The sequence below is a fragment of the Vibrio sp. 2-1-2a genome (genome assembly GCF_032648565.1).
GTDB lineage: Bacteria > Pseudomonadota > Gammaproteobacteria > Enterobacterales > Vibrionaceae > Vibrio > Vibrio diabolicus.
In genome coordinates this window covers 725091-746468 of sequence record NZ_WBOH01000003.1, presented here as the reverse complement: position 1 = coordinate 746468, position 21378 = coordinate 725091, and the positions used below count along the sequence as shown (strand labels likewise).

Sequence of the window (21378 nt, the reverse complement as noted above, 5' to 3'; positions counted from 1 at the left end):
AACGCGACACCTTTTGTCGATATATCCCTTAAGGGACAGTTTTTTATCTTGAATGGAGAATAAGGTGATTGAGGAAAAGCTGGAATAACTCACTCAATGAAGACACATTTAACTGCGAGTAAATGCGTTTTCGATGATTTTTGACCGTGCCTTGAACTAAGTGTAACCGCGCGGCAATTTCTTTGGTGTCAAACCCTTGAGCGAGAAGTGAAGCCACCTCTTGCTCGCGACGAGTGAGTGATTCTACGCCAAATGTTGCTAAAGCTTGCTCAATGGCTAATCGCATACTGCCAGAATAAGCACTCTGGGCAAAAACAGGCTCAGAAAAGGTAAACTCCGTTTGTTTCCAGTGCTGCTGACAAAGCGATTGAATTATCGGGAAGTAGGGCTTTAATTTATTGATTTGCTGTTGAGAAAAGTATTTTCCATCATTCATATACCCGAAGTACAGCATGACCCAACGGCCAGGTTCGACTTCGACTAGCATGCTCAGTTCGTCTTTCCACCCTGTCTGATGGTAGAACTGCTCGCAGTATGAGGTGAAGTCAACGCCTTTACGCGCCACGTCTTTGAGCGTAAATACGCCTTGTTGCTTTGTCTCGTTTAGTTTGAGAAAAAAAGGGTCATTTTGAAATGAGTCAGTAAGGTAGCGTTGAAAAAGTAACTCTCGCTCGTTCTCAATCGAGTCGTAGAGATAAATAGGATGTTTACCTTCTCGATAACCTAAAATAACCGCGCAATCAAAATGAAAAAGAGTGCGAATGACACGCATAAGCATAGGAGTAAAGTTAGGCGTATTAAGAGCAGAAATTGCTTCTGCCAGCAGATTATTAAAGTTATTGTCAGGCATGGGATACCGAATCGCAGATGGTTTTGGGCAAGCATAACGAAAAGCCATCCAACGAGAAAGGGAAGTCACCATCTTCTGGTGACTTCCCATGAGAAAGTTGCACAAGTACTCAGTTTTGAGGAGTCATAGCTGCGTTAACTTATTGATAAGGGTGCATAACAACCGTTCTGTTTAAGCAATTAGTTGCTATGCGTTACTGCGAGTTGGTGAGCTCTTCGTTAACCCAATATTTAGAACCAGACACGTTGGCATCGATGAGCAAGCCTTTTGCATTCAACTGATAAACGGCGACGCCACTGTTAAATTGCTTTGAAAGTTGCTCAGAATCTTCGCCAGCTACAGCAGAGGCTTCACTGGTCGCTTCCCATCCTTCGTTGACGAACGTATCAAAGTCTTCTTTGCTTTCAAACAGAATCACTTGTTGGTAAAACTTGCCGCCAGCCCCAAGTGCGACGCCCAAACCAAACATATTCATATAAGTGCGTTTTTCTGTTTCCTTATTGACTGCGACACCTGACCCTGAGTTGGTGTGAAACAATAAAGACAATTTACGAGAATCAAAGACCGCGTAGCCGTAAGCGTTGTCGTAAATGGCTTTGGCCTCCGGCTTTTCATTAAACAACTTGAGCAAAGCACTATCCGCCATTAAGTCTACGGCTTGGCGAGCTTCTTCTGGCGTGTCGCCTTCCATCAGTTCATCAATTTTCTTGTCGGCTGCATCTATCCATTCTTTGCTTTTCTCGATACTAGCTTCTGTCCACTCGCCCGCGGTATTGATTGCTTCCTCGGACCAGTTCGTGAAATCTTGCCACGCTTGTTTTGAAAAGGCTTTGGTATCGTCCCAAGCATCTTGCGCAGTATCAGAAACCGCTTCGCCTAGCTCAGACATTTTGTTGGAAATATCATCCCAATCTGCGTAAGCGGGAGATGCTAGGAGCATCAATGTGGTAATGAGTGCGATAGACTTTTTCATCAAATTCTCTCTGGAGTTGTCGATACATCATTCATTCTAGGTCATCAGACTTTGATAATGAAATTGACTAAATGGCGATCTTGAGAGAGGAATCACGAACTGATTGCGAAATGACGTATGAATAACAAAGCCCTCACAAGGGGAGTGTGAGGGCTTGAGTTTTTAGCGCGTTACTTGCTGCTAACTTTACCGAGCTGTAACCAAGTATCGATAACGGTGTCTGGGTTTAGTGAAACAGAGCTGATGCCTTGCTCCATCAACCATTCCGCCAAATCTTCATGATCTGATGGGCCCTGACCACAAATACCCACGTACTTACCAGCTTTGGTTGCTGCGTCTATTGCCATTTTCAGCATGATTTTCACTGCTGCGTTACGCTCATCAAACAGATGTGCCACGTCGCCAGAATCACGGTCCAGACCAAGCGTTAGCTGAGTCATGTCGTTTGAACCGATAGAGAAACCATCGAAGTACTTCAAGAACTCGTCAGCAAGCACGGCGTTGGATGGCAGCTCACACATCATGATGACTTTCAGACCTTGGTCGCCACGGCGCAGATCAAACTTCGCTAGCAAATCTATCACTGATGCAGCTTCGCTTGGTGTACGCACGAATGGGATCATGATTTCAACGTTCTTCAGACCCATTTCGTTACGAACGCGCTTGATAGCTTGAGTTTCTAACTCGAAGCAATCTTCAAACACTGGAGAAATGTAACGAGACGCACCACGGAAGCCGAGCATTGGGTTTTCTTCATGCGGTTCGTAGGCTTTACCACCAACCAAGTTGCTGTATTCGTTAGACTTAAAGTCAGACATACGAACGATGACGCGTTTTGGCCAGAAAGCAGAAGCGATAGTCGCGATGCCTTCAGTCAGCTTGCTCACGTAGAAATCGATAGGATCTTTGTAACCACGAATGCGCTGTTTAATTTCTGCTTTTAGCTCATCGCTTTGCGCATCAAAGTTAAGTAATGCTTTCGGGTGAATACCGATCATCTTGTTGATGATGAACTCTAGACGAGCAAGGCCAACACCTTCGTTTGGAATCTGAGCAAAGTCGAATGCGCGATCTGGGTTGCCCACATTCATCATCACTTTGGTCGGCAGCAGTGGCAGTTCATCAACAGAAGAGCGTTTTACATCAAACTCAAGTTCACCTTGGTAAACGTAACCCGTTTCGCCTTCTGCACAAGATACTGTTACTGTTGCGCCATCAGTCAGTTTGCTTGTCGCATCGCCACAGCCAACGATTGCAGGAATACCAAGTTCACGAGCAATGATTGCTGCGTGACAAGTACGTCCGCCACGGTTGGTAACAATAGCAGAAGCTTTCTTCATCACTGGTTCCCAGTCTGGATCAGTCATGTCTGTAACCAACACATCACCTTCCTGAACCAATGACATTTGGTCCAGAGAGTCAACCAAACGTACTGCACCTTTACCGATACGTTGACCGATGGCACGACCTTCAATCAAAACATCTGCTTTGTTCTGTAGCTCGTAGCGCTCAATCACGTTTTGTTCCGTTTGTGAACATACGGTTTCAGGACGCGCTTGAACAATGTACAGCTTGCCGTCGATGCCATCTTTTGCCCACTCAATGTCCATTGGACGCTGGTAGTGCTTCTCGATGATCATCGCTTGTTTGGCGAGCTCTTTGATCTCTTCGTCGTTCAGTGAGAACGTGTTGCGCTCTTCATCAGAAGTATCAACGATATCAACTTGTTTGCCGATCTCTTGGTTGTCAGAGTAGATCATTTTGATCAACTTAGAACCAAATGTTTTCTTAACGATCGGGTGCTCACCTGCTTCAAGCATTGGCTTATGAACGTAGAATTCATCAGGGTTTACTGCGCCTTGAACGACCATTTCACCTAGGCCCCATGAAGAGGTGATGAAGACAACTTGGTCGAAACCAGACTCAGTATCAAGCGTAAACATTACACCCGAAGAAGCTTTGTCTGAACGCACCATACGTTGGATACCCGCCGATAGCGAGATACCACGGTGGTCGAAACCTTGGTGTACACGGTAAGAGATCGCACGGTCGTTAAATAGAGAAGCGTAAACGTGCTTAGTTGCTTCTAGTACTGCGTCGATGCCTTTCACGTTCAAAAACGTTTCTTGCTGACCAGCAAAAGAAGCATCAGGCAGGTCTTCTGCCGTAGCAGATGAACGAACTGCGACTGAAAGCTCAGGGTTGCCTTCAATCAGTTCTTGGTAGTTTTCACGGATTTCTTGTTCAAGGTCCGCAGGGAAAGGGGCCTCTAATACCCATTGACGGATGGTTGCACCTGTCTTACGCAGAGCTTCCACATCCTCAACGTCTAGTTCATCAAGTAATTGGTGAATACGCTCATCCAAACCTTCGTGGTCAAGGAATTGGTTAAACGCGTATGAGGTTGTCGCAAAACCATTTGGTACAGAAACGCCTGCGTTCGCTAGGTTAGAAACCATTTCGCCAAGTGAAGCATTCTTACCGCCGACTTTGTCGACATCATCCATGGATAGGCCATTGAACCAGAGGGTGTTCTTTTGCATGTCTTTCTCCAGAAACATTGCAGCTTAGTAGGGGGACTTAAATCGCTCTAAACAATCGCATGTTGGCTGTTATTACACGTTGACCATACATTGCTTCATTTAGATTGATATCAAAGGCAAACGATTACGTTCTGGCTGAAAAAAATTCAAAAGAATTTTTAAAGCTGTGGTGAACCTAACTGAAAGCCAAACTGATTTATTAATATTATGTTTACCATCCTACTCAAAAGATTTTGAAAAATTAAACAGAAATGCAAATAAATAACCAAAGTCGTGATGTGTTCTATGTTTCTGACGGTACGGCGATAACATGTGAGACATTAGGACATGTTGTTCTCGGTCAATTTCCGTTCATTCCTAACGAAAAAACCTTTCCGTTCGTAGAAAGCCAGGACAAAGTTGCTGACGTTGTAAAAGAAATTGAAACTTCCTACCAACGCAATGGCGTCAAACCTCTGGTGTTTTTCTCTATCGTGGTGCCAGACGTACGTGAAATGCTGCTGGAAGCGCCTGCATACAGCTACGATGTGTTGGAAAGCATTGTACAGAAAGTGCAAGACGACATTCAGATGGCGCCAAAACCCAAGTTGCAACGTTCTCGTAGTGTGGGGAAAGATTCCGATACCTACTTCGACCGTATCGCGGCCATTGAATATACATTGGCGCATGATGATGGAATTACGCTAAAAGGGTTGGAGCAAGCTGATATCATCTTACTTGGCGTATCGCGCAGCGGGAAAACCCCCACCAGCCTATATATGGCGATGCAGTTTGGTTTGCGTGTCGTGAACTACCCATTTATCGCGGAAGACGTGAAGATGATGCGTTTGTTACCTGAGTTTGAGATCCATCGTCATAAGTTGTTTGGGCTGACTATCGACCCTGAACGTTTGACTGAAATCCGTGAGAATCGTTTGTCTGGAAGTGATTACGCCAGTACTGAGCAGTGTAAGTTGGAGCTAGACACCGTAGAGGCGTTGTTTAGAAGAGAGGCGATCCCATACATCAATACGTCCTCTCTCTCTGTGGAAGAGATCACCACGCGTATTCTTGAAAAAGCAGGGATGAAGCGCCGTTTGTTTGGCTAACAAGACAAGCTCATGTCGCTATGTGGAAGAGGAGGTAAGGTGTGTACCTCCTCTATCGAAGGAACCTTAGACAGAATTAATAGTATTGGAACATCTTTTGGATGTCTTGATAGTTTTTGGTCTGAGTCAGTGACAGCATCAGTAAGATACGTGCTTTTTGTGGGTTTAGTGTGCCTGAGGCAACAAAGCCATATTTGTCGTCATCAATTTCAGCATCCAAAGTGGTTGAGCCGGTTGGTGTGCGAGAGCTCCTTACAACAACAACGCCATCTTTGCTCGCTTTTTCTAACTCATCAAAGACCGTGTGGTATAAGTTACCATTACCGACACCAGCACTTACGATGCCGTCAAACTTCGCATCCACAAAGGCTTTGACTGGTAAGCTCGACGCATTTGCATAGTTATAAACAATGCCTACTTTAGGTAGTGTGTTGAGTTTTGATACATCGAATGGGGTTTCTGTCGTATGTTTACGCTCTGGGCTTCGTTGATATTTGGCATCGCTATTATGAATGTAACCGATAGGACCAAAGTTAGGTGACTGGAAAGTACTGACGGAAGTGGTGTTTGTTTTAGTTACGTCTCGCGCATCGAAAATAGTTTCATTCATCGCGACTAACACGCCGCGCCCTTCAGAATCTTCATCGGTGGCTGTCACGACGGCGTTGTATAAATTAACTGGGCCATCAGCACTCATTGCGGTGGAAGGACGCATTGCACCGACGATCACAACTGGCTTTTTGCTCTTGACGGTCAGATCAAGGAAGTAAGCGGTTTCTTCTAATGTATCGGTACCATGAGTAATGACGATACCGTCAACATCATCTTGAGCGAGCAGTTCGTTGACGCGTTTGGCTAATTTAAGCCATACCTCATCATTCATATCTTGTGAACCAATACTGACCACTTGCTCTCCGGAAATATCTGCAATGTTGGTCATGCTAGGTACCGCAGAAATCAATGATTCGACACCGACTTTACCTGCGGTGTAGTTTGACTCTGTCGCAGATTGACCTGCGCCTGCTATGGTGCCGCCAGTGGCAAGAATTTTAATGTTCGGAAGTTCGGATTGCGCAAAAGAGAACGAACTGATGCATAAACCGAGAGTTATCGTACTGAGGCGGAAAAGATTTTTCGTCATGGGAATCACCTGCTGTTAGGTTGGATGTTGGGGAACTCATCTATCCTAAAAACAGCGGGTTAGATTTTTTGAGTACTAGTTCAACAAATTGCAGATGAAGATCGTGATCAAGCAATCAGTTAAAGAACATTAATTCAAACAATTAACTTAAATAACGTGCTTCTTTAACAAGTGAGATGTACTAATAACGTGCACAATGCGTTATATGCTCTAATCTATTGATTGATAAATAAAGAGGGAAGGGAGGCGCGATTAGGTTACTAAACACGAATGGAGAAGTGCAACTTCTTCAAAGTTTACAGTGTAAAAAAAAGCGGCTTTACCCCGGAACAGATAAAAGCCGCTTGCCAATGATGTGTTAATTCACATCTTATCGCATAATCATTTGTTCACGACCAGGACCCACAGACACCATTTTTACTGGTACGCCCATCAGTTCCTCAATGCGTAGAACGTATTTCTGTGCTGCTACTGGAAGCTCTTCAAACTTACGACAACCTGTGATGTCCTCGCTCCAGCTTTCCATCTTCTCGTAGATTGGCGCAAGAGATGCAGTTTGAGGCCAGATTGGGTTTTCGCTGTGGTCGCCTTCGTAGCCAACACAGATTTTCAGATCGTTAAGACCAGTCAAACAGTCTACTTTAGTTAGCGCAATTTCAGTTGCTGCTTGCAGTTCAACACCGTTCTTCGTAGCGACTGCGTCGAAGTAGCCCATATCGCGTGGGCGACCTGTAGTTGCACCAAACTCGCCTGCAAGTTCGCGGAAAGCGTCTTGCTCTTCCATTGCCGTGATCAACGTACCGGTACCTACTGATGAGCTGAATGCTTTTGCAACCGCAATAACGCGCTCAGGACGAAGTGCTGGAAGACCACTGCCGATACCCGCATACATTGATACAACGTTAGAAGATGTTGTCCAAGGGTACTCACCGTAAACAAGGTCACGACCCGCACCAAGCTGCGCTTCGAACAACAGTGTTTTGTCTTTTGTTTGTAGCTCTTTTAGAGGCAGCGTTACGTTGCAAATTGAATCGCGCCAAGGTGCAGATACTTCTAGCAGCCAGTTCGCCAGTTCTTCAGCGGTTTGTTCAAAATCGAACGTCGGGTAAAGCGCACGCAGTTGTGGCAGTTTCCAATCCATCATGAATTGAAGGCGTTCAACCAATACTTCTGGTTGCTTCAACCAACCAACTAGGATGCCTTTCTTCATTACGCGGTCACCGTACGCAGGTGCAATACCTTGACGAGTTGAGCCGTATGCTTTGTCGCCTAAACGCTGTTCTTCTAGCGTATCTTCTAGTGCGTGTAGAGGTAGACACAGTGTTGCGCGATCAGAGATGCACATATTCACTTTTACGCCCGCTTCTTCAACTTCCGCAATCTCCTGAGACAGCAACGCAGGGCTGATAACCATACCCGGACCTAACACTGCCAAACAGTCTGGGTTGAATACGCCACTTGGTAGCTGGTGCAGCTTAAACGTACCTAGATCGTTAACCACGGTGTGACCCGCGTTGTTACCACCTTGGAAACGAATGCTCGCAGAAGCTTGCTCTGCCAAAAAGTCAACGATGCGGCCTTTGCCTTCATCACCCCAGTTTGCACCCACAACAACGATAGACGACATAATTTAATCTCCAAAAACAGATGCAAAAATCTTAAGGCGTTCGCCATAATAAGAGAAATTAATTATACTCATTAACTTGATAAGAATTTCATATCGGAATTGGCAATGTTAGATTTGAACTGGCTGCGAACCTTCGTAACTCTTGCAGAGGTAAAGCATTTCGGCAAAACAGCGACGGAACTGCACATGACGCAACCAAACGTCAGCTTGCATATCAAGCAGTTGGAGCAGGCCACGCGCACGAAATTGATTGAGCGAAATCCTGTACAGCTGACGCAGGCGGGGAAGCGTTTGTTAGATACGGCGCAGCGGATGCTTAATGAGCTGCAAATTTGCCAGTCGGATCTCAATGCCATCAATGATCTCACGCAAGGGACGCTCTCTATCGCGGCAAGTGATATCGTTTCGCGTTTACTTCTTATCAAACCATTTCAGCAATTCAAAAGTGAATACCCGGGTATCGACTTGGCATTGTTCAATACCACGTCTTCTCAAGCGGTGGATTTGGTGAAAAGTGCGCGTGCCGATATCGGCTTTGTTATCGCACAAAAAGAGAGTCAACCGCTGCATTTTACTCCTCTCACGCAGATTCATTGGTGTGCGTTCGGCGATAACATTTTTGAGTGGCAGGACAATCGAAAAGAGAGCCAGACGTTGATTTTGCTAGGGCACGACACGCGAACCCGTGAGCTGATAGATGCGTCTTTACCTGAGTTAAATCTGCCGAAGCATCGCGTGATGGAAGTGGGCAGTGTGGAAGCACAAATCGACTGGGCAGAAGCGGGGTTTGGGACCGCCATTGTGCCGGATTTCTCTCTTGATCCGAGGTTAACGCTTTCCCGAGAGAGCACGCCTTTGCCTAGTTTTCCAAACACCGATTTCGGCTACATTGTGCGCCAAAATCAGGTACTCTCCAAAGCCGCCAAACAGCTACTCACTTGGGTTGGAGAGAATGTGTCAGTAGTGGGAGAGTAACGGATGAAAGATGACGACATTATTGTTTCGCTGCCCTCTCTGATTCATCGCATTGGCGGTGAGAATGCTAAACGCATTAAAGTCATTGCGGCGGATTGCGGGTGTGACGTTAAGCGAGTTAGGCGCTCACGTCATTGGCAAGTTTCTGGAGAAGCTTTGAACTTAAAAGCGTTACTTGATCAGCTAAAAGCAGGGCAGTGTGAAGAGCTAAGGTTTGTGATGAATAAGTTGGAGAAAGGGTTATCCGTTCATCAGGACAAACTGGAACCGTTGGAAGAAAAACTGATTCGGTTGGTGGTGCAAAACCCAAATATCACCTTGGCGGAGTTGATGACAGAAACGCACTGTACGATTGCGCAAGCCAGAGCAGCTCGGTTTGAAGCGGAAATGCTCTAGCGTAGAATTTTTATTTACTCATTCTAGCAGCCAATGTTACGGTGCGGGCTATTACTAAAAATTAAGGCCATTTTTTATCATGGATATTTGGAAGCTCCTCCTTTTTATTCCCGCTTGCTTTGCTCTGAATATGACTCCAGGCCCAAACAACTTATTGGCAATGAATAATGCGCGTTGTTACGGTTTTCGTGCCGCGTTTGTCGCTAGTTTAGGGCGTATTACGGCATTTTCTGGCATGATCGCGCTGTCTGCCTCTGGGCTCGCCGTGATTTTGTACACATCAGAAATGCTGTTTTTAGCGTTAAAGCTGGTGGGTGCGTTGTATCTATTGTGGATTGCATTCAACCTTTGGCGTTCGGAATCGAGCCCGATCTCTGAGTTAACTAACTCACGCAACTATGCAGGGCTTGCGAAACAAGAGTTTACGCTTGCCGCCGGTAACCCGAAGGCGATTCTTATTTTTACTGCGTTTTTGCCGCAGTTTGTAGACGTGAACGCCAACGTTCAAGAGCAGTTTTTTGCCCTTGGCTCCACGTTTTTGATATTAGAAATGGTCGCCATTTCAATCTATGCCATCTTTGGTTTGTACTTGAGACACTGGTTTTCAAATCCAAAAATGGCGAAACGTTTTAATCGCGGATGTTCGCTGTTTTTAGCAGCATCTGGTGTGAATTTGCTACTAAGTAAGCAATAACGCATATCATTTCTGTAGCGTATTTTTCTATTAAAAAAGAGCCGCTGATGTTATATCAGCGGCTCTTTTCGTTGATGCATCTATTGTTTGTTGTTACCACATCAAGTCATCTGGCACGACGAAATCTGCGTATGGGTCGTCTTCTGCTGGAATGTCCGATTCTGGTTCTTTCTGTTCGATGATGACGGATTCATCACGTTGAGCAATTTTATTCGCTACTCCGCGTGGAATGACAACGTAGCTTTCACCGACAATCGCAATGGCTAGAATGCCTTTAATCAACTGTTCACGGATGAGAGCATCAACATACAGTGACTTAACCAAGGTGCCATCGGTGAAGTTGTACTTAATATCGCCATCTTTTAAGTCGATCTTGTTCATCTCAATCAATTGATTGATTTGCGCTTTGATCTCTTTATTCAAACGCTCGGCATTTTGCTGTTCGCTCAATTGTTTATCACGCTCTAACTGTTGGCGTTTATTCTCTTCAACCGCCGCTTTTACTTCGCGTGCTTGAACGCGTGATTTTTTAGAGCCTTTCTTCGCTTTCTTTAGTTTCTTTTCATTAACTAAGCCAGCTTTCAGCATTTGTTCTTGAAGGGTAAGTTTTGCCATGTTTCATCCAGTTAGTGCGCAATTTTGTGCATTTTAGCGAGTCCTTATCAGCAAGGAAAGGGCGATGATGACACGTCGGAGAAATTATCGGACTCAAGCAAACGCAATGCGTCCCAAAGCATCACTTGGTTGGAGCTTAGTACAGGAATACCAAAGCGGCTTGAGAAATAAGGCAGTAGATGCATGACTCGCATGTTCGTGCATGAAATAAATACCGCGTCCACAGTGCAATCAATCGACTCAAGCAGCTGCGCTAAGGCATTTTCTACGTCTTGTCCTCCGATGGTTGGGATATGGGGATCGTAGTCGAGATTGAAATACCCAAAGGCCAGAACGTCAATGCCATGTTCGGTCATGGACTCATAAAGTGGGTGATTGACGTCATTGGTATACGGCGTCAGCATAACGATTCTTTGAGCTTGATGGTGTTCAAGCGCTCTCAGTGCGGCTTGCCAAGGGTTAGTTGTTATGGCTTCGGGTCTCTCTTGACGAATTAAATCAGTGATTTGATCGGAGCCAATGAGCACACTAGCTGACGTACAGCCAAACGCCATGACGTTGATTGGCCACATTGGCACGATGGTGCGTACACACTCGCGGATACTGTTTTGCATGTCTGTTAAGTGCAGAGGATCGACAGTACCTGTAGTGAGAAAGCGTGAAGTGTATAAGCGAACATCTGCGGGTAAATGCTCGCGCCATTCGTTTTCTAGCACATAGTCGGTCGCGAGTTGAATGAGTCCGATTGAACGTTGATAAGCGGATACATCCGCCGAAAACTCAAACTGAGTGGTTAAAGATTGAAACGTACAGAGCTCTGGCATGTTACGGCCCTCAAAAAGTGCGGTGGTTGCCCACCGCCAAAGTCACAGGGAATAAGTTACATCGTGGATTGAATGCTGGTGAGTTGTTGAGCGGTATAGTCAGCGATTGCGGTGTCTTGAACGCCAGTTCCCGTTAAATCACATACCGAAACATCGTCAACACGCCTTGAGTAGGGGGGCTTGCCGCAAATGATGTCGCCAAGTTCGACTAGGCTACGGGTGAGCGGTTTGTCTACACCACGTAATTCGCCAAGTGATTCTGACTGACTGATTCGATCAACCACCAGATGCTCAGCGTTTAGGATGACTGAGGTGGCAAGCTCACGTTTATGAGGGCTGTCTGAACCCATAGCGATCACGTGTGCTCCGGATGGGATATCTTCCCAATTCAGCAAAGGTTCTTTTGATGGTGTTGTCGTGACAATAATGTCGGCTTCTTGGCATGCTTGCTGGATAGAGGAGTGTACGGATACGGATAGATCGTATCGTTGCTCCATACGTTGTTTGTAAGCCTGCGATTTTGTGTTGTCTCTTGCCCAGATGTTCACTTGGGAGATTGGCCTAACTAATTTTATTGCAGCGACTTGTAGTTCTGCTTGAAGCCCACTGCCAATAACCGTAATTTTGGATGCTTCTGAGTTCGACAGGTATTTCGCGGAGATAGCGCCGGCGAGAGCAGTACGAATGTCGGTTAGATACCCTTCGTCAAACAATACGCTATCAACCAGCCCTGTTTTCGCGCTAAAGAGCACCATCAAACCATTTAGGCTGGGTAGTCCCAGTTTTGGGTTATCAAAAAAAACTGGGCTGATTTTTATCGCGAAGCGCTCATTGCCTTTGATATGCGCCGTTTTTACATCCACTTCGCCGTTATGTTCTTCGATTGCCATACTAAGAATCGGAGGCATGGTGACGTTGCCTTGCCCAAGTGCTTTGAAGCCATTTTCCACGGCCGCTAACGCATTAAGATCTAACTGAGTCACTTGCTCTATCTGAGATTTATTATAGATTTTCATTCGCACGACCTCGGTTATTCTTTGACTTGGCGGCCAATTTTTAATGCCGTCTCAAAAGTGTCTGAAGAGACGTTTTTTCCACTGAGCACCAAAACGACTTTCTTACCGCATAAGTCCAGTTGATGCTGGTGAATGGCGGCAAGCCCCACTGCGGCCGCGCCTTCTACGGCAAATTTTTCTGCATCGAAAATATCTGCCATGCCTTTGGCGATGTTGTGTTCACTGACTAAAAACGCTTTATCCATGACTTCTTGCACGAGTTTGAAGGTATAGCGATTGTCTAAACCTATGCCGCCACCTAAGCTGTCAGCAAACGATTCGTGCTCTTCAACTTGTACTGGTTTTCCTGCTTTAATGCTTTCTACCATCGCTGCGCCTTTGTCCATGGAAACGCCATACACGTTCACTTTGCTGCTGTTTGATTTTGCGGCTAAGCCAATACCACCAATCAATCCGCCGCCAGATAGCCCGGCGAAAATGACGTCGACATCAGGAAGATCTTCAATGATTTCTAGCCCAATGGTCCCTTGTCCGGCGATGATGTCTGGGTGTTCGAATGGTGAGAGATAGGTCATCGACTCTTCTTCTGTTAGCCTCAATGCTTCTCGCTCCGCGTCGTCTTGAGCTTGACCAACTATTCGAACTTCTGCGCCTAATGCTTTAATTGCGTCGACTTTGTTTTGTGGCACTAAATTGGACATACAAATCACGGTGCGGACTCCTAGTCGTTGCCCAGCATAAGCCACGGCACGGCCGTGATTACCAGTAGAGCAAGTGACGACGCCATGTTGTTTTTGTTCCTCACTCAGTTTGTTCATGGCATGAGTCGCTCCACGCAATTTAAAAGCACCAATAGGTTGTAGTGTTTCCAGTTTTAACCAAATTTCACATTGATATTGTTGCGATAACAGTGGTGAGTGAAGTAATGGTGTGCGACTGACTAATCCGTTAATCGCTTTCTTTGCGGCAAAGATTGCTTGTGTTTCCATGTAGTACGTCTCTTAGGACCGCCCCCTCTAATTTGGTCAGAGGGGGCGGTAATCATTGGTAGGTTTGTGAGTTGGTTAATTCGCGGCTATTTTGGCTGCCACTGTTTAGACGTGACGAGGTTATCCATCACTTTATTGACCGCTTGGTGCGCTTTGTCGACAATAGTGTCGATGTCATTACGGTTCGCGATAAGCGGTGGAGCAAAGCCGAGGATGTCACCATGTGGCATGGCACGAGCGATTAAGCCTTGCTCTAAACAGGCTGCCGCGATTTGCGGACCTACTTTCAAGTTTGGATCAAAGTGTGCTCGGCGGAGTTTGTCTGAAGAAAACTCCAACGCATGCAACAAGCCAACGCCACGAGTATCACCGACCAATGGATGATCGTTAAACGTCTCCGCCATACGTTGCTGCAAGTAAGCGCCGACTTCGGCTGCGTTTTGCACCAAGCCTTCACGTTCAATGATATCGAGGTTGCAGTTCGCGGCTGCCGCTCCCATTGGGTGACCGGAGTAGGTATAACCGTGTCCGATAGCGCCCCATTGGTCGGTGCCGTTTTCTAGCACACTCCAAACTCGTTCACCGACGATCACGCCAGACAGCGGTTGATACGCTGAGGTTAACCCTTTCGCTACCGTGATGAGATCCGGTTTCATGTCGTAGTGCAGTGAGCCAAAATCGGAGCCGAGGCGGCCAAAGCCACAGACCACTTCATCCGCAATCAAGAGTACATCGTATTTGTCGAGTACTTTACGAATCGCCTGCCAGTACCCTTCTGGTGGTGGCACAATACCACCAGTACCGAGCACTGGCTCCGCAATCATCGCTGCTACCGTTTCTGGGCCTTCTTCCAAGATCATCGCTTCGAGTTGATCCGCACAATATTGAGAGAATTCAAGCTCAGACATGCTCTCGTCTTCACGGCGATAGTAATACGGCGCCATGGTGTGCTTGATGCGCTCAAGTGGTAAATCAAAATGTGCGTGGAAAAGAGGCAGCCCTGTCATTGAACCCGAAGCGATACTTGAGCCATGGTAGCCGCGATCACGGGAGATAATTTTTTTCTTCTCTGGTAGACCACGAGCATTGTTGTAATACCACACCAACTTAAGTTGAGTTTCGTTCGCATCACTGCCTGACATGCCGTAGTAGACTTTACTCATGCCTTCAGGCGCCATTTTGATGATGCGATCTGACAGTGTCACTAGTGCTTCGTTCGTATGACCGACGTAAGTGTGGTAGTACGCCAGCTCTTTGGCTTGTTCATAAATAGCATCGGCCATTTCAGTCCTGCCATAGCCAATGTTCACACAATACAACCCGGCAAAGCCGTCTATCAGCTCGATGCCTTCTGAATCGGTGATGCGTATTCCGCTTCCGCTCGAGATAATTCTTCCCGAAAGCTCCCCAGCCGCATACTGCTTCAGGTGGGTTGAGGCATGAAATACTCTCTGACGGTCGATCTCTAAAAGTTGTTGGGTTTTGTTGCTCATGATCCTTCTCCTCGAATAATTGGATATCCATATTTCGTGCCTTAACTGCCACTGACGGTTGGTAAAGCGCCTAAACAGCAGTATTTGATTTCACTGTATTCTTCAAAGCCGTGGCGACTGCCTTCTCGTCCAAGCCCTGACTGTTTCACACCGCCAAATGGGATAGGGTGGCCAGTCATCTTGACGGAGTTCACGCTCACCATGCCAAATTCCAAACCACGCATGCAGCGCCAAATTTGGTGAATATCGTGGCCATAAACATAGGCAGCTAAGCCGTACTCAGTGTCGTTGCTCATTTCAATCACGGTATCTAAGTCTTGGTAAGGCAACACGCCTGCCACAGGACAAAAATTCTCTTCGCGATACACCGCCATATCAGGGGTGACATCGGCTAGCAATGTCGGCGCGAAGAAGTTTTCGCCTGGTACGGGCTGGTGGTATCCCGCTACCAATCGCGCGCCTTTGTCGAGTGCGTCACGCACCAAATCATGCGCTTTATCCACCGCAGTGCGATTGATCAGCGGCCCCATGGTGGTTTTTTCATCTAAACCATTGCCTAAAACGATGTGGCTCATTTCTTTGGCAAACGCTTCCAAAAACGCTTCGTACTTATCTTCGGGGACGAAAATACGGTTTGCGGCCAAGCAGTCTTGTCCTGCAGTTTGAAACTTGGCATCCACGGCGGCTTTGGCTGCTTGCTCGACATCCATATCTGGCAGCACGATGAAAGGGGCATTACCGCCGAGCTCCATACTGCACTTCTTCACGGTTTGTGCCGCGTCGCGCAGCAGCAACTTACCCACTCGAGTTGAACCTGTGAACGAGAGTGCTTTGACTTTATCGGAGTGACACAAGGTTTGTGACACCATCACCGCATCGCCAGTAATCACGTTAAATACACCAGGTGGAAAGCCGGCTCGGTCTGCTAATTCTGCCAAGGCCAATGCGGAGAAAGGCGTTTCGCTGGCAGGTTTGATGAGCACCGGACAGCCTATCGCTAATGCTGCGGCGGCTTTACGGGTGACCATTGCATTAGGAAAATTCCATGGTGTAATCAGTGCTGCGACACCAATCGGCTCGCGTACCGTCGATAGCTGCGCATTCGGAATATGACTTGGGATGGTTTCGCCATAACTGCGGCGTGCTTCCTCTGCAAACCAACGAACAAAGGATGCGCCGTAGTCGATTTCACCCAAAGCATCACCTAATGTTTTGCCTTGTTCCATAACCATCAAACGAGCAAGATCTTGTTTTGATTCTAAAATCAGATCGTGCCAACGCATGAGAATTTCAGCGCGCTCTTCTGCTTGCATTTTTCGCCATTGACGAAAGGCTTGGTCGGCTTCATCAATCGCTTGATAGAGTTGTTGCTGAGATAGCTTGGTGATGTAGCCGATGACCGTCCCATCCGCTGGATTATCCACCGGATGAAATTGGTCACCACTTACCCATTTGCCATTTACGTACGCTAAACCTCTCACCAAACGTACGTCTTTCATTATCGCCATCATGTCGTGCGAGGCTTTTAATTCCTCAGCATGTAAGCTGTGCAGTGCTGTCATGAGTCCTTCTCCCAGCGTCGTTGTCCATAGTTAAACTGTAATGGAGAAGTGACCGAAATAATTTCTGATACCGAGGTTTAAACCATCAAAACTTTCTTTTCCACACCGTTAGATATGGTGATTTTTCTGGTCGTCTTTTAAGCGTGTTTTCCCTTTTAGAACAAGGCGTTTTGGTTCACTTCTAATGTGCCTGCATCACGTTTGATTGTTTTCGTCACGATGTAAGTAAAGTAGCGCTCAATGCCCACTTCTGACTCTAACCAGTTGTCGATAAGCCGCTGATATTGGTCAATATCTTCCGACTGAATTTTGAGGATGTAATCGACACCGCCGCCTGTGGCATAACAATCAGTGACTTCTGGTGAGTGTTGAACCAGTTGCTCGAAACGTTTGAACGCTTGGGCGCTGTGCTCTTTGAGCGTAACTTCAACCATGACCGACGTTCGTTTGAACAAAACATCGGTATTTACTTTTGCCCCATAGCCTTCAATGATGCCTGCTTCTTCCAGTTTTTTGACACGCTCCCAGCAAGGGCTCACAGATAGGTTAATGGCCTCGGCAAGGTGAGATTTGGTAATACGGCCATTGTCATGAAGTATTTGTAGAATTTTTACGTCGTAGCGATCGAGGCGCATAATTGGTCTCCCTGTAAAATACCAATCAGTTCAGAATAGTTGATGACTGGTCAACCGCTATAAGGTGGCCCGAAGGCCACTCCTTTTTCTGTTATTGATTCTGTTATTGATTGAACTCTTGCTCCAGTGAGCTCAGCACCGCTTTACCGCTGTCGCCTGTAAGCTCGATGTATTTGTCCCGCATTGGCATAGAGGCTTGTTTAAATGCTGCACGTTCGTCACTGTCGAGTTTGATCATCTGCATATCTGGTTTTGCTTGCTTAATTTGATCAAGACGTTTTTGGTTAAACTCATCCTGTTTTTCAAATATAAAGTCAGTCATACCAGCGATGACTTTATTGACCTGATCTTGGCGGGCTTGTGGGAGGGTTTCGAACCAACTGTTGTTGGTAATGACAGTCGTAGTAAATTGTTGTTGTCCTGCCCAGATCATGTAGTCGTTCACTTCGTAGAACTTCATTTCTTCGATAGCAAAAACGGGGTTTACTTGACCATCGATCATTTTAAGTTGCAGAGCACCATAGACTTCTGAGTAGGGTAAAGGCGTAGGGTCGGCTCCAAACGATTTATAAGCCTCAACCAGCATTGGCGATGCCATCACGCGCATTTTGAAGTTATCAAAATCTTTTGGAGAACGAATCTCACGGTTGGTCGTCCACACCATTTCACCTTCTGGATACATAGTGAGAAGTTTGAGGTTTTTCTGTTCTAGCTTTCCGCCGAGTGTGTCATAGATAGTAGGGCTTGAACTCAGCACTTTTTTATTCACATCATTGTCTTGCGACAAAAGGTAAGGGATGGAGAAAACCTGCATTTCGGGCACGAATGAACCAAAAATACCTGGCGATGCGTTGGTAAATTGGATAATACCGTTCGCAGTAAGCTCGGTAAGATCTTCTGACTGACCTAATGTGCCGTATGGATAGACTTCCACTGTGACGTCGCCATCGGTTGCATTTTCGATGCGCTTTTTAAACTCTTGCGCATAAGCATCTTGCACCGAGCCTTTGACTTCTTCTAGAGCGAATTTCCACGTTTCTGCATAAACATTGCTGGTGGCAAAGCTGGCTGCGATCAGTACGGCACTCGTTAGGTAGCTGTGTTTCATCGGATTCATCCATTTCTTCCTTAATCAGTTTGTGAGTCAATTCACCAACGGCAGGTGATACACCAGACCCGATGTTGTGTCGTGTTTAGGGCGTGTTGACCTTTCGAGCTGATTTTTGCAGCGCTTTGTGGGTGGCCTACATAAAAAGCCGATAACGCAGTAGAAATGAACCACAAAGGCTGCCCGAAGGGTTCGAGCTAGGCGCCCCCGCAAAAATCGTTTTATGCTTTGTTGAAGACCATTTGCTTAGAATGACTAGGCTGCATAGTCTTCGCCGCGCCTAAAACGAATTTACCTCGAACAAAATTTAACCGCGAAAGGTCAATACGCCCTAGTAAGAGTTAGTTTAATTCGCCACAGTCTTCGGCAATTACGGCTACCGTGTCACCAATGTTGACCATGGCAGGGAAACGACGTGCAGCAAAAATCCCACTGCGCTGCGCTTTGTATTCGATTGGGTCGCTCCCTGTACGCTCGGTTGAATAGATTCTTGCCAGTACATCGTCTTGTTTGATGGTATCGCCAAGCTCAAATAAGTATTCGGTGATACCGTTGTGCTGGCTTTGCACGTAGCAACTTGCATCGGGCATATCAAGCAACCTAGTTGGCAGGGTTGGTTTTTCGTAATCACCTGATAAGTTGCCCGAAAAACGCAAGAAGTTACGAATACCACGGTCGGCATAAGCGATGGTTTCTGGAGTGCTGGTTCCGCCACCTCTGAGCTCTGTGGTGACGAAAATTTTGCCTTGAGATTCCACTGCGGTGTCGTACAGGCTAGTGGCGTCCATTTCGAGCAAGATCATGGTGTAAGGTGCGCCAAACAGTTTCGCACCTAAGATGCATGCTTCTTCTTGATCGAGGTTGTCGAGACGATGGGCTGCGGCGAAAGGCACGATGTCTAACGTTTTTCCACCTGAATGAATGTCTAACGCAAAATCGCACATGGGTACTAAGTAACGAGTAAAGTAATCCGCGATTTTTTCGGTCACTGAGCCTACAGGGTTTCCGGGAAAGCTGCGATTTAAATTCCCTTTATCGATAGACGATGTGCGCGAGGCATTTTGTACCGCAGGTAAGTTCATCATTGGCACAATAATGACGCGACCTTGGATTTGCTCTGCTTGCAGCGAGTTTGCCAATTTAAGCAGGCTGGTAATACCTTCGTATTCATCACCGTGATTACCGCCAGTAAGCAGCGCCGTTGGCCCGTGACCATTTTTGATCACGGTGATAGGTATCATGATGCTTCCCCAAGCGGAGTCATCATGGGAATAGGGCAGCGCTAAAAAGCCGTGCTGCACGCCTTCTCGGTCAAAGTCTACGGTGGCTGTGATCGAGCTCTTTTGCATATCGAGTCCTTTTTGTTCTTAAGCCTAGTTCAACAGAACTTACGGTTTGAAAAGTTAGTGTTTAACAAATAAGTGGCGTGGGAAATCACACAGTGTTTTTGCACCATCACGGGTGATCACAATGCTTTCGGTGGTTTCTAACCCCCAATCTTCAAACCATAGCCCCGGCATAAAGTGGAATGTCATGCCTTCTTTTAATACGGTTTTATCGGTGTCTCGCAAGCTCATGGTTCGTTCGCCCCAGTCAGGAGGGTAGCTCAGACCAATTGGGTAACCACATCGGGCGCCTTCACGTGAGAATCCTGCTTTATCGAGGACTTGGTTCAATGCGTTGGCGATGTCGGCGCAAGTATTGCCTGGTCTTGCGACTTCTAAGCCTGCTTCGAGACCTAAAGTTAATGCTTCATCTGCACGTTTGAATTTGTCGTCCGGTTCTCCAAGAAAAATAGTGCGAGAGAGTGGGCAATGGTAACGGCGATGTGCCCCAGCGATTTCGAAAAAAGTACCTTCGCCTTTTTTGAAAGGTCTGTCGTCCCACGTTAGGTGAGGTGCAGAAGCATCAGAACCAGATGGCAAAAGCGGCACGATCGCGGTGTAATCGCCAAAGTGATCTTCATGCCCAAGTACTGCCTGGCGGTTAATCTCGGCGACAAGGTGATGTTTAGGCAATCCTGGCTCGATCATATCGAACGCGACGCGATGCATATTTTCAACAATGCGAGCTGCGCGGTACATATAAGCCAGTTCTTGATCAGATTTAACGGCGCGACACCAATTGACTAGCCCGGTTGCATCGAGAAGTTGAGCATTCGGCAAGTGCGTGGTGAGTGACTCGTAAGCGGTGGCACTAAAGTAATAGTTATCTTTTTCCACACCGATACGGCCGCGATCCCAAAGACGCGGGGCGAGTACCGCTTCTACCAGAAAATCCATTGGGTGTAATGGTGGGTTCATTACATAATGGTCTGGGTAGTAGGTGATATTTTCTGCCGACATATACGCAGTTCTGTATGCCCCATTGGCATCTTGGCAGCGCCCAAACCAAACAGGCTCGCCAGATGATCCTACAACGACACATTGTGGGACATAAAAAGACCAACCGTCATAACCTGTCAGCCATGCCATGTTAGAAGGATCGTGAATGATAAGGACATCCAACTCTCGTTCTTCCATCGACTGCCGAACTTTTGTTAATCGGTCCTGGAATTCATCCAGTGTAAAATGCAAAGCAACGCCTCTCATATTTTCTCCTTGTTAAAAATCCGACGCCTTATGGGCCTTCGGAGACGTTGAGGTATTTCTACCTTCCACCAGGTCAGCCAGACCTGCGTTTAAAAACTATTGCAACTCACCACTGCGGCTGGGTTTGGATTAAACGATGCCATTTAACATGTTTGTTGAATCTATATATCTCATGTCAATCATTACAATTGTGGCTCATTTTTGTGCATTACACCGCATTTGATGGCTAAAAGCTCGCCATTTGTTAAATTGAAGTTA

General features: G+C 46.5%; 19 protein-coding genes. 4 read left to right on the top strand and 15 right to left on the bottom strand.

The window, feature by feature from the left end:
- Positions 1-43 precede the first annotated feature (43 nt).
- The 3 genes from F7Y48_RS11645 to ppsA all read right to left on the bottom strand — a co-directional run bounded on the left by F7Y48_RS11645 (position 44) and on the right by ppsA (position 4366).
- Positions 44-850 carry a helix-turn-helix transcriptional regulator gene (locus F7Y48_RS11645; RefSeq protein ID WP_316684310.1) on the bottom strand — a complete coding sequence of 269 codons (807 nt, stop codon included), beginning with the start codon at positions 848-850 and terminating at the stop codon, positions 44-46.
- Positions 851-1043: 193 nt separating this feature from the next.
- Positions 1044-1823, bottom strand: coding sequence for a hypothetical protein (locus F7Y48_RS11640; protein ID WP_006741381.1), 780 nt, complete (start codon positions 1821-1823; stop codon positions 1044-1046).
- 170 nt (positions 1824-1993) lie between these two features.
- On the bottom strand, positions 1994-4366 hold the full coding sequence (ppsA, locus tag F7Y48_RS11635) for a phosphoenolpyruvate synthase (RefSeq protein ID WP_006741382.1): 2373 nt from the start codon (positions 4364-4366) through the stop codon (positions 1994-1996).
- 251 nt (positions 4367-4617) lie between these two features.
- Here ppsA and F7Y48_RS11630 point away from each other — a divergent pair, with 251 nt between their 5' ends.
- Entirely contained in the window at positions 4618-5454 is an 837-nt protein-coding gene (locus tag F7Y48_RS11630; protein WP_005392709.1) for a pyruvate, water dikinase regulatory protein, read from the top strand.
- Between the two features lie 76 nt (positions 5455-5530).
- On the opposite strand, the gene ansB is transcribed toward F7Y48_RS11630, so the two are convergent.
- Together ansB and F7Y48_RS11620 are read right to left on the bottom strand one after the other, a co-directional pair.
- Complete coding sequence (gene ansB / locus F7Y48_RS11625) at positions 5531-6595, bottom strand: L-asparaginase 2 (RefSeq protein ID WP_316684228.1); 1065 nt, start codon at positions 6593-6595, stop codon at positions 5531-5533.
- Positions 6596-6965: 370 nt separating this feature from the next.
- A complete protein-coding gene (locus tag F7Y48_RS11620; RefSeq protein WP_253650950.1) occupies positions 6966-8222 on the bottom strand; it encodes an adenylosuccinate synthase in 1257 nt (418 codons plus the stop codon).
- Positions 8223-8327: 105 nt separating this feature from the next.
- Between F7Y48_RS11620 and F7Y48_RS11615 the strand changes: the two genes are divergently transcribed.
- The 3 genes from F7Y48_RS11615 to F7Y48_RS11605 all read left to right on the top strand — a co-directional run bounded on the left by F7Y48_RS11615 (position 8328) and on the right by F7Y48_RS11605 (position 10287).
- On the top strand, positions 8328-9197 hold the full coding sequence (locus F7Y48_RS11615) for a LysR family transcriptional regulator (protein WP_046875812.1): 870 nt from the start codon (positions 8328-8330) through the stop codon (positions 9195-9197).
- Positions 9198-9200: 3 nt separating this feature from the next.
- Entirely contained in the window at positions 9201-9593 is a 393-nt protein-coding gene (locus tag F7Y48_RS11610; protein ID WP_048624767.1) for a ribosome recycling factor family protein, read from the top strand.
- Between the two features lie 79 nt (positions 9594-9672).
- Positions 9673-10287 (top strand): LysE family translocator, encoded by a 615-nt coding sequence (locus F7Y48_RS11605; protein WP_006741386.1) that lies wholly within the window; start codon positions 9673-9675, stop codon positions 10285-10287.
- 93 nt (positions 10288-10380) lie between these two features.
- On the opposite strand, the gene F7Y48_RS11600 is transcribed toward F7Y48_RS11605, so the two are convergent.
- The 10 genes from F7Y48_RS11600 to doeA form a co-directional block, all read right to left on the bottom strand.
- Complete coding sequence (locus F7Y48_RS11600; protein ID WP_005392715.1) at positions 10381-10902, bottom strand: DUF2058 domain-containing protein; 522 nt, start codon at positions 10900-10902, stop codon at positions 10381-10383.
- A 47-nt stretch (positions 10903-10949) separates the two neighbouring features.
- The gene (locus F7Y48_RS11595) at positions 10950-11726 is read right to left on the bottom strand and encodes an Asp/Glu racemase (protein ID WP_114323418.1); all 777 of its coding nucleotides are present in this window, start codon (positions 11724-11726) and stop codon (positions 10950-10952) included.
- Between the two features lie 56 nt (positions 11727-11782).
- Positions 11783-12742, bottom strand: a complete 960-nt coding sequence (locus F7Y48_RS11590; RefSeq protein ID WP_316684227.1) for a cyclodeaminase — start codon at positions 12740-12742, stop codon at positions 11783-11785.
- Positions 12743-12756: 14 nt separating this feature from the next.
- Positions 12757-13731 (bottom strand): hydroxyectoine utilization dehydratase EutB, encoded by a 975-nt coding sequence (eutB, locus tag F7Y48_RS11585; RefSeq protein WP_193447415.1) that lies wholly within the window; start codon positions 13729-13731, stop codon positions 12757-12759.
- 86 nt (positions 13732-13817) lie between these two features.
- Entirely contained in the window at positions 13818-15224 is a 1407-nt protein-coding gene (locus F7Y48_RS11580) for an aspartate aminotransferase family protein (RefSeq protein ID WP_053808062.1), read from the bottom strand.
- A gap of 41 nt (positions 15225-15265) precedes the next feature.
- Positions 15266-16786, bottom strand: coding sequence for an NAD-dependent succinate-semialdehyde dehydrogenase (locus F7Y48_RS11575; protein WP_053808061.1), 1521 nt, complete (start codon positions 16784-16786; stop codon positions 15266-15268).
- 155 nt (positions 16787-16941) lie between these two features.
- Entirely contained in the window at positions 16942-17421 is a 480-nt protein-coding gene (locus tag F7Y48_RS11570) for an Lrp/AsnC family transcriptional regulator (RefSeq protein ID WP_006741393.1), read from the bottom strand.
- A gap of 103 nt (positions 17422-17524) precedes the next feature.
- Positions 17525-18538, bottom strand: coding sequence for a TRAP transporter substrate-binding protein DctP (gene dctP / locus F7Y48_RS11565; protein ID WP_005392727.1), 1014 nt, complete (start codon positions 18536-18538; stop codon positions 17525-17527).
- Between the two features lie 332 nt (positions 18539-18870).
- Entirely contained in the window at positions 18871-19878 is a 1008-nt protein-coding gene (gene doeB / locus F7Y48_RS11560; RefSeq protein ID WP_006741395.1) for a N(2)-acetyl-L-2,4-diaminobutanoate deacetylase DoeB, read from the bottom strand.
- A 54-nt stretch (positions 19879-19932) separates the two neighbouring features.
- The gene (gene doeA, locus F7Y48_RS11555) at positions 19933-21120 is read right to left on the bottom strand and encodes an ectoine hydrolase DoeA (protein WP_005392731.1); all 1188 of its coding nucleotides are present in this window, start codon (positions 21118-21120) and stop codon (positions 19933-19935) included.
- Positions 21121-21378 lie beyond the last annotated feature (258 nt).

Excerpts from the sequence above, each read along its gene's own strand:
- F7Y48_RS11640 (WP_006741381.1), bottom strand. The coding sequence starts at position 1,823 with ATGAAAAAGTCTATCGCACTCATTACCACATTGATGCTCCTAGCATCT.
- eutB (WP_193447415.1), bottom strand. The coding sequence starts at position 13,731 with ATGGAAACACAAGCAATCTTTGCCGCAAAGAAAGCGATTAACGGATTA.
- F7Y48_RS11575 (WP_053808061.1), bottom strand. The coding sequence starts at position 16,786 with ATGACAGCACTGCACAGCTTACATGCTGAGGAATTAAAAGCCTCGCAC.
- doeB (WP_006741395.1), bottom strand. The coding sequence starts at position 19,878 with ATGCAAAAGAGCTCGATCACAGCCACCGTAGACTTTGACCGAGAAGGC.
- F7Y48_RS11580 (WP_053808062.1), bottom strand. The coding sequence starts at position 15,224 with ATGAGCAACAAAACCCAACAACTTTTAGAGATCGACCGTCAGAGAGTA.
- ansB (WP_316684228.1), bottom strand. The coding sequence starts at position 6,595 with ATGACGAAAAATCTTTTCCGCCTCAGTACGATAACTCTCGGTTTATGC.
- F7Y48_RS11610 (WP_048624767.1), top strand. The coding sequence starts at position 9,201 with ATGAAAGATGACGACATTATTGTTTCGCTGCCCTCTCTGATTCATCGC.
- F7Y48_RS11590 (WP_316684227.1), bottom strand. The coding sequence starts at position 12,742 with ATGAAAATCTATAATAAATCTCAGATAGAGCAAGTGACTCAGTTAGAT.
- F7Y48_RS11605 (WP_006741386.1), top strand. The coding sequence starts at position 9,673 with ATGGATATTTGGAAGCTCCTCCTTTTTATTCCCGCTTGCTTTGCTCTG.
- F7Y48_RS11570 (WP_006741393.1), bottom strand. The coding sequence starts at position 17,421 with ATGCGCCTCGATCGCTACGACGTAAAAATTCTACAAATACTTCATGAC.
- F7Y48_RS11595 (WP_114323418.1), bottom strand. The coding sequence starts at position 11,726 with ATGCCAGAGCTCTGTACGTTTCAATCTTTAACCACTCAGTTTGAGTTT.
- F7Y48_RS11645 (WP_316684310.1), bottom strand. The coding sequence starts at position 850 with ATGCCTGACAATAACTTTAATAATCTGCTGGCAGAAGCAATTTCTGCT.
- dctP (WP_005392727.1), bottom strand. The coding sequence starts at position 18,538 with ATGAATCCGATGAAACACAGCTACCTAACGAGTGCCGTACTGATCGCA.
- ppsA (WP_006741382.1), bottom strand. The coding sequence starts at position 4,366 with ATGCAAAAGAACACCCTCTGGTTCAATGGCCTATCCATGGATGATGTC.
- F7Y48_RS11600 (WP_005392715.1), bottom strand. The coding sequence starts at position 10,902 with ATGGCAAAACTTACCCTTCAAGAACAAATGCTGAAAGCTGGCTTAGTT.
- F7Y48_RS11615 (WP_046875812.1), top strand. The coding sequence starts at position 8,328 with ATGTTAGATTTGAACTGGCTGCGAACCTTCGTAACTCTTGCAGAGGTA.
- F7Y48_RS11630 (WP_005392709.1), top strand. The coding sequence starts at position 4,618 with ATGCAAATAAATAACCAAAGTCGTGATGTGTTCTATGTTTCTGACGGT.
- doeA (WP_005392731.1), bottom strand. The coding sequence starts at position 21,120 with ATGAGAGGCGTTGCTTTGCATTTTACACTGGATGAATTCCAGGACCGA.
- F7Y48_RS11620 (WP_253650950.1), bottom strand. The coding sequence starts at position 8,222 with ATGTCGTCTATCGTTGTTGTGGGTGCAAACTGGGGTGATGAAGGCAAA.